Source organism: Enterobacteriaceae bacterium Kacie_13 (assembly GCA_013457415.1).
Lineage (GTDB): Bacteria > Pseudomonadota > Gammaproteobacteria > Enterobacterales > Enterobacteriaceae > Rahnella.
On sequence record CP045665.1, the window covers coordinates 2675453 to 2693336 of the forward strand.

The window sequence follows — 17884 nt, forward strand, 5'->3', positions numbered from 1 at the left end:
AATCTCAATAGCCCTTCCCGCCGACAACCTTTAAAAACGTACTCTCCCTTTTCATATGGACAATGAAGCAATGAGTACAGAAATCCTTTCAGTCAAGGAAAAGATTGGTTATGGATTAGGCGATGCCGCCAGTCATATCATTTTTGATAATGTCATGTTGTACATGATGTTTTTCTATACCGATATTTTCGGTATCCCGGCCGGCTACGTTGGCACTATGTTCCTGCTGGCGCGCGCACTGGACGCTGTCTCTGACCCGTGCATGGGATTACTCGCTGACCGGACCCGTACCCGTTGGGGGAAATTCCGCCCCTATGTGCTCTTCGGTGCCATCCCGTTCGGCATTGTCTGCGTGTTCACCTACACCACGCCTGAACTGAGCATGACCGGTAAAATGATTTATGCCGCCATCACCTATACGCTGCTGACCCTGATGTATACCGTGGTCAATATCCCGTACTGTGCTCTTGGCGGGGTGATCACCAATAACCCGGAACAACGTATCTCCCTGCAATCCTACCGCTTCGTGCTGGCCACCGCGGGCGGCATGCTGAGTACCGTACTGATGATGCCGCTGGTGAACTTCATCGGGAAGGGCAATCAGGCGCTTGGCTATCAGGGCGGGATCGCCGTGCTGGCGATTGTCGCAGCGGTGATGCTGGCGATTTGCTTTGCCACCACCAAAGAACGTATCGATCCGGGCAAACCGACCGGTACCATGCGCGAAGACCTGCGTGACATCTGGCATAACGACCAGTGGCGTATCGTCGGCCTGCTGACCATTCTCAATATTATGGCTGTCGCCGTTCGCGGCGGCGCGATGATGTATTACGTCACCTATATTCTGGGTAATCCGGTGCTTTTCGCCTGGTTCCTCGGTGTGTACTCCGTCGGCAACCTGTTCGGCAGTGCGCTGGCAAAACCCCTGACCGACTGGAAATGTAAAGTCAGCGTCTTCTGGTGGACTAACGCCATACTGGCCGTCCTCAGCCTGTGCATGTTCTTCCTGCCGGTAAATGGCAGCGTGCTGATGTTCATCTTTATCTTCGTTATCGGTGTCCTGCATCAGCTCGTCACCCCCATTCAGTGGGTAATGATGTCTGACACCGTCGATTACGGCGAATGGAATGATGGTAAACGCCTGACCGGCATCAGCTTCGCGGGCACCCTGTTCGTCCTGAAACTCGGTCTGGCTCTGGCAGGCGCAATGATCGGCTGGATGCTGGCCGGTTCCGGTTATCAGTCCGGTGCCGCCACGCAAAATGCCGCCACCATGACCAGCATTGTGGCGCTGTTTACCCTTGTTCCGGCGGTCTGCTACCTGCTGAGCGCCATCATCTGTAAACGCTTCTACATTCTGCGCACCCCGCTGCTGCGCCGCATCATCGATGAAGTGTCACAGGGCATCCGCCGCAATCAGCAAGAATTTATGAAATAAATTTCATCTGGATGAAGTTTAAAAGGAGGGTAACACCTTGAAAATAAGTGATGGTAACTGGTTGATCCAGGACGGTCTGACACTCACTCACCCGCTCCAGGTGTTTGAAGTGCAAAGATCAGGAAACGAGATGGTAATTTACGCCGCGCCGAAAGACGCGTCGGAACGCGCCAGCCAGCTGGATTCGCCGCTGTTTACGCTGCGTTTCTTCTCGCCGCAAAGTGGCGTGATTGGCGTACGCATTACGCACTTCGACGGTGAAAGGGACAGAGGTCCGCACTACCCGTTGATCGAGTCTGAACAACATGAATTGCACTTTGAAGACAACGACGACTTTGCTGCATTACACAGCGGCGATTTGTCGGTGCGCGTCACCAAAGGCAACAACTGGACTCTGGATTTCCTGCGCAATGGCCGCCGCATTACCGGCAGCGTGGCGAAATCTAACGGTTACGTGCAGGACGGCAACAGCCAGAAGACCTACATGATGGAGCGGCTGGATCTGGGCGTCGGTGAAACCGTTTATGGCCTCGGCGAACGCTTCACCGCGCTGGTCAAAAATGGTCAGACTGTCGAAACCTGGAACCGCGATGGTGGTACCAGCACCGAGCAATCTTATAAAAACATTCCGTTCTACCTGACTAACCGTGGCTACGGCGTGCTGGTGAATCATCCGGAATGTGTGTCTTTTGAGGTCGGCTCTGAAAAAGTCTCAAAAGTTCAATTCAGCGTGGAAGGCGAATACCTTGAGTATTTCGTCATTGATGGCCCGACGCCGAAAAAAGTCCTTGATCGTTACACCCGCCTGACCGGCCGCCCTGCGCTGCCGCCAGCCTGGTCATTCGGTCTGTGGCTGACCACGTCCTTCACCACCAATTATGACGAAGCCACGGTCAACAGCTTCATCGACGGTATGGCCGACCGCCAGTTGCCGCTGCACGTTTTCCATTTCGACTGTTTCTGGATGAAAGCTTTTCAGTGGTGTGATTTCGAATGGGATCCGGCCACCTTCCCCGATCCGCAAGACATGCTGCAACGTCTGAAAGCGCGCGGTTTGAAGATCTGCGTGTGGATTAACCCGTATATCGGCCAGAAATCGCCGCTGTTCCACGAAGGCAAAGAGAAAGGTTATTTGCTCAAACGCCCCGATGGCCGCGTCTGGCAATGGGACAAATGGCAGGCCGGAATGGGCATCGTTGATTTCACCAACCCTGAGGCCAGTGCCTGGTATGCCGGACACCTGAAACGCTTAGTAGATATGGGCGTCGACTGCTTTAAAACCGATTTCGGTGAGCGAATTCCAACTGACGTTATCTGGCACGATGGCTGCGACCCGCAGAAAATGCACAACCACTATGCTTTTGTATATAACAAGCTGGTATACGAAACGTTACAGGACAAACTTGGCGCATCCGAAGCCGTTCTGTTTGCACGTTCGGCCTCGGTAGGCGCTCAGCAATTCCCGGTTCACTGGGGCGGCGACTGCTACGCCACCTACGAATCGATGGCGGAAAGCCTGCGCGGCGGCCTTTCCATTGGTCTGTCCGGCTTTGGTTTCTGGAGCCATGACATCGGCGGATTCGAAAATACTGCACCAGCGCATATCTACAAACGCTGGTGCGCCTTCGGCCTGCTCTCAAGCCATAGCCGTCTGCACGGCAGCAAATCCTATCGTGTACCCTGGGTATACGACGACGAAGCCTGCGACGTGGTACGTCAGTTTACGCAGCTTAAATGCCGCCTGATGCCGTACCTCTATCCTGCGTCCGCGCAGGCCGCCAGCCAGGGTACGCCGGTAATGCGCGCCATGATGCTGGAGTTCCCGGAAGATCCGGCATGTGATTACCTGGATCGTCAGTACATGCTCGGCGACGACGTACTGGTTGCACCAGTGTTCAGCGAAGAAGGGGATGTTGATTTCTATCTGCCGCAGGGCCGCTGGACGCATCTGCTGAATAATGACGTGGCGGAAGGTTCGCGCTGGCACCGTCAGCAACATGGCTTCAACAGCCTGCCGCTGTATGTGCGCCCGAACACCCTACTGGCGATGGGCAGCAACGATCAGAAGCCTGATTACGACTACAGTGACGGTCCGCAATTCCATCTGTTCGAGCTGGAAGACGGCGCGATTGCCGAAAGTCAGATTACCGATCTGCAAGGCAACGTGGTCTTTACTCTGAACGTTCAACGTAGTGGTAATACGCTGACGCTGACCAGCGAAGGGCAGGCCACTGACTGGACGATGTGCCTGCGTAACCTTCATCACGTGGCGCATTGCGATATGGCAACCGCGTCGAAGAATGCGCAAGGTATGGTGATTACGCCGGAGCACGGTCAAAAACAGTTTATTATCACGCTATAAAATATATTTTTTTAAAAAGCGTATTTTTATGCCCCGACGTTTATTCAGCGTCGGGCTTTTATCTATCCCCGTTCTCACCCTTCCGCATTTTATCAGCCTAAAATAACTCACATCCTTTAATTGAGATGGACTTGAGTATCTCTCAGGCTGTTTATCAAATAACAATGATTACCCATGAAAACCAGTCAATAACCTCACCGCGCCTGAAATCTGCTTCCGCCGCCCTGCTATCCACCACAGGGCAAGGAAATATTTCATTAACGGAATGGTTACTTAATATTAAGAAGTGATTGGCTTTTTCTTCACATATATATTCACGACGTTTCCTATGAGATTACCTGAAGGATATTCAACATGAAATATACCTTGTGTTCACTGGCGCTGTTAACTGGTTCGTTTGCGCTAATGCCTCATGCAGCGCTGGCCGCCGATGGCAGTATTTATATGGATGACATTCAACAGTTCCGTTATGTTGACGTTGATAAAGCCGTCCGCGCAGCATTAACTGCCGGAAAACCGAAGTCGCCTATTATATTGGCGGTGAACGTAACGGCCGTACCATTACCGTAAATTCCAAAGAAAGCGGAAAAACACCGACACTGATGCTGATTGGTTATCAGAAAGTCGTGGAACCTTAACAGGTTTGCCCTGCTCAACATTGGGCAGGGCATTTCTTCAACGCGGGCTGCTCACCTCAGCTGTCCTGATACACCCCTTCGCCATGAATGCTACGATATTCTTTCGGTGTCATTTCGTAGCCTTTCCTGAATACCGAATAGAAGTATTGCAGGGACGGATAGCCGCACATTTGTGAAATCTCATTAATCGAGATCGACGTCGCCGCCAGCAGGTTTCGGGCGCGGTCGAGCTTTTCTTCATGGATTACGCCGTGGATAGTCTGGCCGGTTTCATCTTTAAAACGTTTTTCAAGATTGGATCGTGACATGCCGATCGCATCCAGCACCTGTTCCACTTTGATGCCCTTGCAGGCGTGATAGCGGATGTAATGCATTGCCTGAATCACCGCAGGATCCCGCAGCGAACGGAAATCGGTAGAACGACGCTCCACCACTTTCACCGGCGGCACTAAAATACGTTGCAATGGCAAATCGCGCTGATCAAGCAACTGATGCAGTAACTTCGCCGCGCGATAGCCCATCTGACGCGTCCCCTGCACCACCGAAGATAACGCCACACGCGACAAATAGCGGGTGAGCTCTTCATTATCAATCCCGATTACGCTGAGCTTTTCCGGTACAGGAACATTGAGATGTTCGCAGACCTGTAATAAGTGACGGGCGCGGGCGTCGGTCACCGCGATAATCCCGGTTTGCTGCGGCAGGGTTTGTACCCAGTCGGCCAGCCGGTTTTGCGCGTGCTGCCAGTTTTCCGGCGCGGTTTCCATCCCCTGATACACTACGCCCTGATACTGCTCGGAAGACACCAGCGTTCTGAACGCGTGTTCACGCTCCTGCGCCCAACGTTTGCCGCCGGTATCGGGCAAACCGTAAAAAGCGAAACGATTAATCCCTTTTTCTTTCAGGTGCATAAAGGCCGCTTCCACCAACGCAAAGTTGTCGGTGGCGATGTAATGAACCGGGGGATAATCCTCTTCCCGATGATAGGACCCCCCCACGCCGACAATAGGCACTTTGAGATCTTCGAGCAGGGTTTCGATTTCACGATCGTCAAAATCAGCGATAACACCATCGCCCAGCCAGTCTTTAATGTTGTCTATGCGACAACGAAAATCCTCTTCGATGAAGATATCCCAGTCACTTTGTGAGGCCTGCAAATACTCGCCCACGCCTTCTACCACCTGACGGTCGTAGACTTTATTGGCGTTAAAGAGCAGCGTAATCCTGTAGCGTTTTTCAAACATGCCTGTTTCTCACCGATGATCATATTGACGAAAGCCTTGTCCTTCCGCACGGAGGAACAAGGCTCATTGCGTTGCTCAATAACACAACGACGTAAGATCTGGGGATACGGCGTTGCGATTCTGTGAGGTGCCACAGATTTCACTGAACCAGTGCCTTAAAATTCCGCGGATCCCGCCGCTATTATGTCCGGCGCTTAGTGGCTGAATCCATCCACACCGCCAGCAGCAAAATCGCCCCTTTTACGATGTACTGCCAGAACGTCGGCACATCGAGCATGCTCATGCCGTTATCGAGCGAAGCCATAATAAATGCCCCCATTACCGCGCCAGCGACGCTGCCAACTCCGCCAGCGAGGCTGGTACCGCCAATGACACAGGCCGCGATAGCATCCAGCTCCGCTATATTACCGGCCGATGGCGAACCTGCGCCCAGACGAGAGCTGAGGATAAGCCCGGCAATCGCCACCATCAGACCATTGATGGCAAACACCGCCAGCTTGCTGCGCTCGACGTTAACGCCCGACAGGCGCGCCGCTTCAATATTGCCGCCAATCGCGTAAATACGACGACCAAACGACGTACGCGACGCCATAAACATCCCGCCCAGCATCAGCGCTACCAGAATCAACACCGGCGTCGGGACACCACGGTAATCATTGAGCAGGTAAATTGCGCCCAGCGCCACAATAGCGGTTAACGCCTGACGGGTGACGTCCGTTTTGGCGGCAGCCACCGGCAGCCCCAGCGCGCTGCGTTGTTTACGTCTGCGCCATTGCCAGCCGATGAATGCCGCCAGCGCCACCGCACCGATACCAAATCCAAAAGAATCCGGCAGATAACTCTGGCCAATTAACGACATCGCCGGAGAAGTCGGTGACACTGTGGTGCCGCTGGTGATCCCGATGAGGATCCCGCGAAAAGCCAGCATCCCCGCCAGCGTCACGATAAATGACGGCACTTTGCGATACGCCACCCACCAGCCGTTCCACGCGCCGAGCAATAATCCCAGTACCAGCGTTACCGCGATAGTCAGTGGCAGCGGCCAGCCAAGCCAGACATCAAAAATCGCCGCCACGCCGCCCAGTAAGCCCATCATCGAGCCCACGGACAGATCGATTTCCGCCGAAATGATCACAAATACCATGCCAACGGCCAGAATGCCGGTGATCGCCGTCTGGCGCAGCAGGTTAGAAATATTACGTGCGCTGATATACGCGCCATCAGTCGTCAGGCTAAAGAACACAATAATTACCGCAATCGCCGCCAGCATAACAAAGACCTGAAGGTTAATGTTTTTCAGCTTTTGCAGAGAAAATGCGGCCTCCGTTTTACCTGCATTTACGGAGTTGGGGGTGGTTTCTGGCTGGGTAAATTTAGACATATGATTCACTCCTCAATGCGGCTTCCATGACCTGTTCCTGACTCAAATTGTTGTTCTCCAAACAGGCTTTAACCTGCCCGAGGTGCATTACTACCACGCGGTCGCTGAGCCCCAACACTTCAGGTAACTCGGAGGAAATTACGATGACAGCCATTCCCTGAGCTGCCAGCTGGCCAATCAGTTTGTAGATTTCATGCTTCGCTCCGACGTCGATTCCGCGCGTTGGCTCATCGAGGATCAGGATTTTAGGTTTCAGCAACAGGCAACGCGCCAAAATAGCTTTCTGCTGATTGCCGCCGCTCAGACGACCAATCGCCAGTTCAGAAGAAGGCGTTTTAATTTTCAGCTGTTTCACTGATTCACTAATGGTGAATTGCTCCTGCGCCTCACGAAGAATACCGCCGCTGCTGAACTGACTAAGTGCAGCCAGCGTAATGTTGCTGCCCACGGCCATGACCGGTACGATGCCGTCACGCTTGCGGTCTTCCGGCACCATCGCCAGCCCGCGCCGCATGGCATCCCGGCAGTCGGTTATCTGCACTTTGTTACCTTGCAGCCAGATATCTCCCGACCACTTTCCCGGATAGACCCCGAACAGGCACTCCATCATTTCTGTTCTGCCCGCCCCTACCAGCCCGGCCACGCCCAGCACTTCACCTTGCCGTAGGGTAAAACCGGCGTTATCCACCCGTCTGATATGTCGGTTCACCGGATGCCATGCCGTCAGGTTCTCGACACGCAAAATCTCATCGCCAATCTGTCGATCGCGGGGAGGAAACAGTTCGGTTAATTCGCGCCCGACCATCATCGAAATGATCTCCTTCTCTGACGTACCTGCCGCATTGCAGGTGGCGATGTGCCTTCCGTCGCGGATAACACAAAGTTTGTCTGAAATGGCTTTTACTTCAGTCAGCTTGTGGGAAATATAAATACAGGCGATGTCGTGATGACGCAGGTCACGGATAATATCCAGCAGAATGGCGGTTTCGGTTTCGGTCAACGAGGCTGTGGGCTCATCTAATACCAGCAGTCGCACCTGCTTATTGAGCGCTTTGGCTATCTCAACCAGCTGGCGCTGGCCTAAGCCTAAATCGCCGACCAGCGTGTGCGGGTCAATATCCAGTTTCACCTGCGCCAGCATGCGCTGGCAGCGCAGATACATTTTATCGGTATCGAGCAGGCCGTAACTGCCCCATTCATTGCCGAGAAACATGTTTTCCAGCACGCTCAGTTGTTTCACCAGCGCCAGTTCCTGATGAATAATCGCAATGCCCTTTTGTTCGGTATCGCGGATCCCTTTTGCATTCAGTCTTTCACCAGAGAAATAAATCTCGCCCTCAAAAGTTCCTTGCGGATAAATACCGCACAACACTTTCATTAAGGTGGATTTCCCCGAGCCATTTTCGCCGCACAGCGATAATACCTCGCCGGCGGCCAGCGTCAGGCTAATATTATCGACCGCCTTTACCGCGCCGAATTTCTTTGTGATATTACGCATTTCCAGCAGTGCTGATTTTTCAAGTTGTTCTGGCATATTATGCATCCTGATAAAAACAACATGTCATTGAGACATGTTGTTTTTATAGAGAATATTGAAAAATTAAAGATCCGTTTTTTTATGGAAGCCGTCAGCAATAACCGTGCTTTCAATATTATTTTTATCGACAGAAATTGGGGTTAATAAATACGATGGCACTTCTTTTTTACCGTTATTTAAAGTGGCATTAGATTTTGGCGTTTCACCCTTACCGAGCTGCACGGCAATTTCAGCCGCATCATTGGCCAGTTTAGTGATCGGCTTATACACCGTCATAGTTTGCGTACCCGCTTCGATACGTTTGATGGCTGCCAAATCGGCGTCCTGCCCGGAGATAGCCACTTTGCCCGCAAGACCCTGTGCGGACAACGCCTGAACTGCCCCCCCTGCGGTAGCGTCATTGGAAGCAACCACAGCATCGATCTTATTGTTATTAGCGGTCAGCGCATTCTCCATAATTTTCAGCGCATTTTCCGGCAACCAGCCATCGGCCCACTGATCGCCAACCACTTTGATTTTGCCGTCTTTGATCAGCGGGTTTAACACCTTCATCTGCCCGGCGCGGAACAGTTTAGCGTTGTTATCCACCGGAGAGCCGCCCATCAGGAAGTAATTGCCTTGCGGTACGCGCTCCACCAGACTTTGCGCCTGTAATTCACCCACTTTTTCATTATCAAAGGAGATGTAGAAATCGATATCGGCGTTGTTGATCATGCGGTCGTAGGCCAGCACTTTGATGCCTTCGCGCCTGGCCTCGGCAATGACGTTACTCAGCACTTCGCCGTTGTAGGGAATAATCACCAGCACATCAACGCCGCGGTTAATCATATTTTCGATCTGCGCCATCTGGGTTTCTTCGTTGCCGTTGGCCGATTGCACGAAAACATCTGCACCCAGCGTCTTCGCTTTAGCCACAAAAATATCACGGTCTTTTTGCCACCGCTCTAAACGTAAGTCATCAATCGCCATACCTATTTTGATTTCTTTCGCCACACCTGCCTGGCTGAACAATATCAAGGCAGCGCAGGCAGAAAGAATCATTTTATTCATTTTCATTTTTCAGACCTTTTATAAGAATAAGAAGAGGCAGATACAGAGAACCGTACAGAAATGACACAGGGATTGTTGTCGCTGGATAATTAATCGGCAATTGCAGATTTTAATCACCTCGTTATGATTTTTTGTTTATTTCCGGAAATTTGATGGGGATCATGGTTTGATTGTAATTCAACAAGGATTAGTAATTTTATTATCGAGACATCACGAAAAATGAAGAGAAAAGCAAGGTGAACAGGGTTAATTATGCGATCTACTGCACATTTAATAATTCTATTAAATTGAGTGTGAAATAACGTAATTGTTAGACCAACAGACAACTCCGAAGATAGAGCCTCAGCCTCCCAGTCCCGCTGGGCCCGTTTTCAAGGAGTTTTTCAATGCACGCATATTTCGACAAGCTGGATGCAGTTCGCTACGAAGGTGCTGACAGCACTAACCCGCTGGCATTTCGTCACTACAATCCTGAAGAAGTGATCCTCGGCAAAACCATGGCTGAGCATCTGCGTTTCGCCGCCTGTTACTGGCACACCTTCTGCTGGAACGGCAACGACATGTTTGGCCCAGGGGCATTTGTACGTCCATGGCAGCAGCCGGGTAACGAACTGGAACTGGCTAAGGCCAAAGCCGACGTGGCTTTCGAATTCTTCAAAAAACTGAACGTGCCGTATTACTGTTTCCATGACGTTGATGTGTCGCCGGAAGGCGCGTCACTGAAAGAATACGTCAACAATCTGGCCGTAATGACCGATGTGCTGGCACAAAAGCAGGAAACTACCGGCGTTAAACTCTTGTGGGGCACGGCAAACTGCTTCTCAAATCCACGCTTTGGTGCGGGCGCCGCAACTAATCCTAATCCTGAAATCTACAGCTGGGCTGCCACGCAAGTCGTGAATGCGATGAACGCCACCAAGAAACTGGGCGGCGAGAACTACGTCCTGTGGGGCGGCCGTGAAGGTTACGAGACTTTGCTGAACACCGATTTGCGTCAGGAACGCGAACAGCTGGGTCGTTTCATGCAAATGGTCGTCGAGCATAAGCACAAAATCGGTTTTCAGGGCACTTTACTGATCGAGCCAAAACCACAAGAACCTACCAAGCATCAGTACGATTATGATGTGGCTACGGTATATGGTTTCCTCAAACAATTCGGTCTGGAAAAAGAGATCAAAGTAAACATCGAGGCGAACCATGCCACGCTGGCAGGTCACTCCTTCCATCATGAAATTGCCAACGCTATCGCACTGGGCATCTTTGGCTCCGTCGATGCCAACCGTGGCGACCCGCAGTGCGGCTGGGATACCGACCAGTTCCCGAACAGCGTGGAAGAAAATGCGCTGGTGATGTATGAAATCATCAAAGCGGGCGGTTTCACCACCGGTGGCCTGAACTTTGATTCTAAAGTGCGTCGTCAGAGCACCGATAAATACGACCTGTTCTACGGCCACATCGGCGGCATGGATACCATGGCGCTGGCGTTGAAAGTTGCGGCACGTATGATTGAAAGCCGCGAACTGGATAAGCACGTTGCGCAGCGCTACGCAGGCTGGAACACTGAGTTGGGTCAGCAGATCCTGCAGGGTAAAATGTCACTGGAATCTCTGAGCAATATGGCGCAGCAAAATGCGATCAACCCTCAGCATCAAAGCGGCCAACAGGAACGTTTAGAAAACCTGGTTAACCGCTATCTGTTTGGTTAAAACATCGTTGTGATTTGCGCCCTGTCAGCCTTTGGTTGGCAGGGCGTTACTGCTGCAAGACTTCAGGAATGGGTTTGCACCTTACTCAAAAAAGGAATCTGGTATGTATCTCGGTATAGATCTCGGCACCTCTGGCGTTAAAGCGATTTTACTAAGCGAAGAGGGTCAGGTGGTGGCCAGCCACAGTGAGGCGCTAACCCTTTCCCGTCCGCACCCTTTGTGGTCTGAACAAAATCCCGCTGACTGGTGGAACGCTACCCACCAAGCCGTTTTAGCTCTCACGCAGCAACATTCTTTGAAGCAGGTGAAAGCAGTCGGTATTACCGGTCAGATGCACGGTGCAACCCTACTGGATGCACAGCAAAACGTATTACGCCCGGCGATCCTCTGGAACGATGGTCGCAGTTTTAGCCAGTGCCAGCAGTTGGAAGCCGCTGTGCCCGATTCCCGTCATATTACCGGTAATCTGATGATGCCCGGTTTTACCGCACCGAAACTGCTGTGGCTGCGTGAGAACGAACATGAGCTGTTTGCCAGAATCGACAAAGTATTACTGCCAAAAGATTACCTGCGCTGGCTGATGACTGGCGTTTTCGCCACCGATATGTCTGATGCTGCGGGCACGATGTGGCTGGACGTCGCCAAACGCGACTGGAGCGACAGCCTGCTCGCCGCGACTGGCCTGACGCGACAACACATGCCAGAGTTGTTTGAAGGCAATGCAATCACAGGCCAGCTATTACCAGAACTGGCCTCTCTTTGGGGCATGGATTGTGTCCCGGTTATCGCAGGCGGTGGCGATAACGCCGCCGGGGCCGTGGGCGTCGGTCTGTACAAAACCGGCCAGGCAATGCTCTCGCTTGGCACATCGGGCGTGTACTTCGCGGTCAGCGACGGATTCCTGAGCAATCCTCAGCAAGCGGTACACAGTTTCTGCCATGCTTTGCCAGATACATGGCATCTGATGTCTGTAATGCTCAGTGCGGCCTCCTGTCTCGACTGGGCCGCAAACCTCACCGGTACCGCCTCCGTCGGCAAGTTGATCAGTCTGGCTGAAAATACGCCACCTGCGGATTCACCGGTCTGGTTCCTGCCGTATCTTTCCGGTGAACGCACACCGCACAACAATCCGAATGCCAAAGGTACTCTTTTCGGCCTGACCCACCAGCATGGCCCGGCAGACATCGCCCGCGCCGTACTTGAAGGTGTTGGTTTCGCCCTCGCCGACGGAATGGACGTTTTACACGCCACCGGCCTCAAACCGCAAAGCGTTACGCTAATCGGCGGCGGCGCGCGCAGCCCTTACTGGCGTCAAATGCTGGCAGATATCAGCGGCCAGACGCTGGAGTACCGTACCGGGGGTGACGTAGGGCCTGCGCTGGGTGCTGCGAGGTTAGCGCAAATTGCAATGAATCCGGGCAAACCGGTTGAGCAATTCCTGCCTGAGCTGGCACTAGAACAAGTGCATCAGCCAGATGCTGAGAAACAAGCAGTGTATGCGCAGCGGCGGAAGGTATTCCGGGAATTGTATAAACGCCTTGAGGATTTGATGTGATATCAGGCCGGGTATCTACGGCTAAAAAGTGCCCGGAGAAGTTTCGGTTTCTCACATGCAGTGATCGCTTAATCCGCTGCGCCGGTTTGCTTTGCCCATCCCGCTGCGAAGGGGCCTATCGCGTCATTTTGTTTTTTTTAAATGATCCGAGCCGGTGAGGTTGTGACCTAAAAAACCTGTGGCCGCGTTCAGAAATCACGCCGGGGAAGAGGTGGAAAACCGCGCGTCTGTTTGCGCGGGTTGTAACCCGCCCCGAGGGAACCGCGCAGCGGCGGGATTTTGCGGCAATAGCTGTAGCTGCTGAAACAGAGCCGGGATGCATGGCGCGTGTTTTAAAGAGCCGGAGATTCTTAAGAGGCGCGGCGACAGGCGCCTCTTAAGGCCAGTGTGGGTGGCAACCCAAGGTTTTGATCTTGAATTTAAAGGCCAGTATGGATGGCAACCCAAGGTTTTGATCTTGAATTTAAAGGCCAGTTTGGGTGGCAACCCAAGGTTTTGATCTTGAATTTAAAGGCCAGTGTGGGTAGCAACTCACAGTTTTGACTTTGAAGTTTAAATTGAAATTAAACACCGCCCGAGGCCCGGTGTTGCATCATTTTCCCCGCGCCAACCGCCCTCCTATGGAATACACTTCATTCCTAAATTTCATACTGAGTAATGTGGCGTAGATCACATCTTAATTGTATGATGAATGCATCATTCAACTGGGTGAAACACCATGAGCAATGCAGCCTCTCTGGCATTTCAATATATTCGGGCGTTTATTCTAATTTATCTGTGTTTATTCGCCGGTAACGCGATTTCCTCGCTTTTGCCTCTCACTATCCCCGGCAGCATCATCGGGATGCTGATTCTGTTTTGCCTGCTCTCAACGCAAATTCTGCCGTTTAAATGGGTTAAACCCGGCTGCAACGTACTGATCCGCTACATGGCCTTACTGTTTGTGCCGATCGGCGTCGGTGTGATGAATTACTACGAACAATTGCGCACGCAGTTTGGCCCACTGGTGGTGTCTTGCCTGGTCAGTACACTGATTGTGCTGCTGGTGGTGGGGTATTGTTCCCACTATATTCACGGAGATCGCGGCACCATAAAGGACAATGCGGAGGATAAAAATGATTGATATTCTGTGGTCACTGCCGCTGACGTTGCTGGTCTTTTTCGCCACCCGCAAACTGGCCATCAGGCTGAAAATGCCGCTGCTCAATCCGCTACTGATGTCGATGGTCGTGATCATTCCCCTGCTGCTGGTGACCAACATTCCCTACGCGCGTTATTTCGCGGGCAGCAAAATCCTTAACGACCTGCTGCAACCTGCCGTCGTTGCACTCGCCTTCCCGCTGTACGAGCAACTCCATCAGATTCGCGCGCGATGGAAGTCCATCATCAGTATCTGTTTTATCGGCAGCGTAGTGGCGATGGTCACCGGGACGGCGATTGCATTATGGATGGGCGCAACGCCGCAGATTGCCGCCTCGGTCTTACCGAAATCCGTCACTACACCGATTGCGATGGCGACAGCGCAATCTATTAACGGCATTCCGGCGATAAGCGCAGTGTGTGTGATATTTGTGGGTATTCTCGGCGCAGTGTTTGGTCACAGTATTTTGAATTTGCTTAAGATCACCACTAAAGCCTCACGCGGTCTGGCGATGGGTACCGCCTCACACGCACTCGGCACAGCACGCTGCGCCGAAATGGATTATCAGGAAGGCGCGTTCAGTTCACTGGCGCTGGTGATTTGCGGGATCATCACTTCCCTGCTTGCCCCTTTCCTGTTCCCCGTCCTTCTCGCCATGTTTGGTCATTAAAAAACGTACTCATCTTCCCCTAAATAGTTCGTGCGGGATCATGGCGGCAACTGAGCGAATCCCCGGGAGCATACATTAAGTATGTGACCGGGGTTCGCGAAGGAAGCCAACGCTGAGCCAGTACGAAATATGACGGGGAAGGGAAAAAATGTATGTCGTCCAACCTTAGAAAGACGACATACAAAGCTGAAAGTACCCGGTTTAAGTACTGTCAGAAAAAGGCCTGCATACCCGCTTTCAAAGCCGGTATGCAGTCGATAACGAAGAAGAGAAGTCTTACGCAACGACGCGCAGTAGGGATCACGAATTCATCTGGAACAGTGACATACCCTGCATAGCGCTATAAGTCTTGTAAGAAGCCTGAAGCGCTACCTGTTGCAGCGTGTAGGTCGAAATCGCTGACGTCCAGTCGGTGTCAACTAAGTTACTCAGCTTGCTGGCGTTGGTCACTTCACGGTTATCACCGAGCGTGTCCAGCGTATCCAGTTCACTCATCTGCGTACCCAGTTCAGAACGCACAGACAGCACGTTGTTGAGCGAGTTGCTCAGGCCACGGTTGGCTTTGTCGATCGCGTCAGTGTATTCGGTATCGCTCGTGTAATCCGCAGACGGCGTTTTCAGGGCTTTCAGCGCACCATCAATGGTTTTGAAGATATCGGGCTCGCTGGGGTCGCCGTTGGGTTCCGCTTTCGCATCACCGGTCAGGGTCTGGAAAACTTCGTTGCCGGTGTGGTTGATGGTCATGGTGCGGCTGGCGTCAACCTGCTGAGAAATCTCAGTGGTGCCGCCAACGTAGGTCACATCACCCGTGGTCGGATCTTGTGTAAAGGGTGCGGTATCGCTTTTGTAACCGGCAAAAATATAGCGACCATTACCGTCAGTACTGTTCGCCATGTTCAGAATCTGAGACTTCAGGCTTTCCAGCTTGGTCGCCAGTGAAGAACGGTCATCGTCACTCAGTGAACCGTCACCGGCCTGAACGATCAGCGTTTGCGCATCCTGAATGGAAGACGTCACGCTTGAGAGGATTGACTCTTCCTGACTCATGCTCTGATTGGCGAAAGTACGTGCCACAGAATACTGGCTGTTCTGAGCGGATGCCTGACGAACCAGCACCGCCTGAGACGCCGCCAGCGGGTCGTCCGAGGGCTTGCTGACTTTGGAACCGGTCGAAAGCTGCAAACCTGTTGCCTGAAAACGGTTCTGACCATCCAGCACCGCATCCATATTTTGTGTGTAAATCATATTGGTACTAAGGCGCATGGCATCAGTTCCTTATCAGTTCGAAGTAGACTTTCTCAATACCCGGTACGTGTTTATCAGGTATTAACGAAGGTTGATGATCGCGTCGAAAATCGTCGAAGCCGTCTGCACAACCTGCGCGTTCGCCAGATAATATTGCTGGTAACGTTGCAGATCGCCGTATTCCTCATCGAGGTTAACCCCGGAGATGGACTGCTGTTGCGCGGTCAGCTGCGTCACAATGTTGGCCTGCGCTGTGCTGGTGGTGGTCAGCGTACTGACCTGATTGCCCACGTTGCTCACCAGGCTGGCATAAGCGCCGGTCAGGGTGGATTTGCCTTCCACCAGTTTGGCGGTTTGCAGGTTCAGCAATTTCTGCGCATTGGTGTTGTCGCTTACGCCGCTGTCTGACGCGCCTGCGGCGGCAATCAGTGATGAATCGCTGATCGCAACGTTCAGGCTGCCCGCCACGTTGCTGACGGTTTTGAGCGTAAAGCTGTCTTTGGTCGAAGGCGTTCCGGTGACAGAAACGGCCAGACCGTCGAAGTTCAGGGTCGCGTTGCCGCTGGCATCCGTCCCGGCCGTCGGGCTGATTTTTGCACCGTCAGATACGCGGGTCACATCCCAGCTGGTCCCGTTGTAGGCCATGGTGTAATCACTGGCCTTGACCGCTGTGGTGTCGGTGTACGCCACGCTGACATCCGCTGTACCGGTGTTCTTTGTGTCGCCGACGGTGGTCGCGCCGGTGAAGGTGAAAAAGTCGGTCCCGGCGTCGCCGTTGAGGTCAAAACCGCCTTTATTGGTGGTGTTGAAACTGTCCGCCATGCTCAGCGCCAGCTGGCCCAGCTGATTGATGGCAGGCTCGAGGTTGTCTTTACGAAACGCCAGCGTGCCGCCAAGTGAACCGGTGGTCAGGCGGCTTTCCTGAAGTTCTGTCACGCTGCCATCTGACTGAGTCATGCCCACGGTCAGCTTGGTAGGATCGGCACTGGAGGCCATCGCTACCACCGTTTTGGCATTGCCGCCGTTAACCAATGGCACGCCGTTGGCAAAGGAGACGTTATAGGTGTCGCCATCCTGCTGGGTTACGACCACACCGCTGATGTCGTTGAGTTGGCTGACCAGCTGATCGCGCTGATCGAGCAACGCATTAGGCTCCTGACCGGTGCTGCCGCGTGTGGCGGTGATCTGGCTGTTGAGTTTGGCAATCTGCGACGCGTAGGTGTTGATCTGATCAACGTTCTGCGTGATCTGCTGATTCACCGCCGTATTCATGTCATTCAGGTATTTTGCCGAACTGTTGAACTGTGCGGTTAAGCCCTGCGCTTCGCCCAACACAGCCTGACGCGCGGCGCTGTCGCTGGCGTTGCTGGTGAGGGTTTGCAGGCCTTTAAAGAAGGTGGCCATAGTCGCATCAATACCGGTGGAACTGTCGCCCAGTAAATCATCGATGGAACTGGCCTGGTCGAGCTGGGTGGATAACGCGCTGCTGGTTGCGCTGGAGCCCAGCAACTGTTTGACCACAAAGGAGTTGTATTCACGATTCACGCCAGTGACCGTTACGCCGTTACCGATGTAACCCGCACCCGTCGCCGTGCCATTGCTCTGATTGATGATCGTTGTCTGACGGTTGTACCCGGCGACGCTGACGTTAGCGATGTTGTTTCCGACGGTGCTGAGCGCGGCCTGCGCTGCGTTCAGTCCGCTCATTGCGGTGTTGATTAAGCTACTGGACATGAGTGACCTTCTGGCTGCCGGTGTAAAAGTTTACCGCCGGATAAGTAAAGGGGTCGGGTCGGGGTCTGGCCCTTTTCCCATATTGATCTGGTTATCGGCCTGACAGATGAAAACTTGAGAAAAAAATGGCAACCGCTTTCAAACTTTTTTAAAGCCTGAGAGGAGGTTGCCATTTAGAACGTG

The 17884-nt window shown here is 52.8% G+C and carries 13 protein-coding genes; 7 read left to right on the forward strand and 6 right to left on the reverse strand.

All coding sequences use genetic code 11. From position 1 onward, the window contains the following. The first annotated feature begins 70 nt into the window (after positions 1-70). The 3 genes from GE278_12165 (at position 71) to GE278_12175 (ending at position 4370) form a co-directional block, all read left to right on the forward strand. Positions 71-1438 (forward strand): glycoside-pentoside-hexuronide family transporter, encoded by a 1368-nt coding sequence (locus tag GE278_12165; protein QLK61477.1) that lies wholly within the window; start codon positions 71-73, stop codon positions 1436-1438. A gap of 37 nt (positions 1439-1475) precedes the next feature. Next, positions 1476-3800, forward strand: coding sequence for an alpha-xylosidase (gene yicI, locus GE278_12170; GenBank protein QLK61478.1), 2325 nt, complete (start codon positions 1476-1478; stop codon positions 3798-3800). Positions 3801-4154: 354 nt separating this feature from the next. Further along, positions 4155-4370 carry a hypothetical protein gene (locus GE278_12175; GenBank protein QLK61479.1) on the forward strand — a complete coding sequence of 72 codons (216 nt, stop codon included), beginning with the start codon at positions 4155-4157 and terminating at the stop codon, positions 4368-4370. Between the two features lie 124 nt (positions 4371-4494). Here GE278_12175 and GE278_12180 read toward each other — a convergent pair whose 3' ends face one another. The 4 genes from GE278_12180 to xylF form a co-directional block, all read right to left on the reverse strand. After that, positions 4495-5682 carry a helix-turn-helix domain-containing protein gene (locus GE278_12180; GenBank protein QLK61480.1) on the reverse strand — a complete coding sequence of 396 codons (1188 nt, stop codon included), beginning with the start codon at positions 5680-5682 and terminating at the stop codon, positions 4495-4497. Between the two features lie 181 nt (positions 5683-5863). After that, on the reverse strand, positions 5864-7063 hold the full coding sequence (locus tag GE278_12185; protein QLK61481.1) for a sugar ABC transporter permease: 1200 nt from the start codon (positions 7061-7063) through the stop codon (positions 5864-5866). Continuing rightward, entirely contained in the window at positions 7056-8597 is a 1542-nt protein-coding gene (locus tag GE278_12190) for a xylose ABC transporter ATP-binding protein (protein QLK61482.1), read from the reverse strand. Before GE278_12190 ends, GE278_12185 begins: the two co-directional genes overlap by 8 nt. 66 nt (positions 8598-8663) lie before the next feature. Beyond that, complete coding sequence (gene xylF, locus GE278_12195) at positions 8664-9656, reverse strand: D-xylose ABC transporter substrate-binding protein (GenBank protein QLK61483.1); 993 nt, start codon at positions 9654-9656, stop codon at positions 8664-8666. 380 nt (positions 9657-10036) lie between these two features. On the opposite strand from xylF, the gene xylA reads away from it, so the two are divergent. From xylA to GE278_12215, 4 genes are all read left to right on the forward strand, one after another. Further along, on the forward strand, positions 10037-11356 hold the full coding sequence (gene xylA / locus GE278_12200; GenBank protein QLK61484.1) for a xylose isomerase: 1320 nt from the start codon (positions 10037-10039) through the stop codon (positions 11354-11356). 103 nt (positions 11357-11459) lie between these two features. Next, positions 11460-12911: a xylulokinase gene (xylB, locus tag GE278_12205; protein ID QLK61485.1), complete on the forward strand. Its 1452-nt coding sequence runs from the start codon at positions 11460-11462 to the stop codon at positions 12909-12911. Positions 12912-13629: 718 nt separating this feature from the next. Beyond that, positions 13630-14034, forward strand: coding sequence for a hypothetical protein (locus tag GE278_12210; protein QLK61486.1), 405 nt, complete (start codon positions 13630-13632; stop codon positions 14032-14034). Beyond that, positions 14027-14722 (forward strand): CidB/LrgB family autolysis modulator, encoded by a 696-nt coding sequence (locus GE278_12215; GenBank protein QLK61487.1) that lies wholly within the window; start codon positions 14027-14029, stop codon positions 14720-14722. Before GE278_12210 ends, GE278_12215 begins: the two co-directional genes overlap by 8 nt. 300 nt (positions 14723-15022) lie before the next feature. Here the strand turns inward: GE278_12215 and flgL are convergent, their stop codons facing one another. Both flgL and flgK read right to left on the reverse strand, forming a co-directional pair. After that, positions 15023-15985 carry a flagellar hook-filament junction protein FlgL gene (gene flgL / locus GE278_12220; GenBank protein ID QLK61488.1) on the reverse strand — a complete coding sequence of 321 codons (963 nt, stop codon included), beginning with the start codon at positions 15983-15985 and terminating at the stop codon, positions 15023-15025. Positions 15986-16048: 63 nt separating this feature from the next. Then, positions 16049-17701 (reverse strand): flagellar hook-associated protein FlgK, encoded by a 1653-nt coding sequence (flgK, locus tag GE278_12225; protein ID QLK61489.1) that lies wholly within the window; start codon positions 17699-17701, stop codon positions 16049-16051. Positions 17702-17884: the final 183 nt, after the last annotated feature.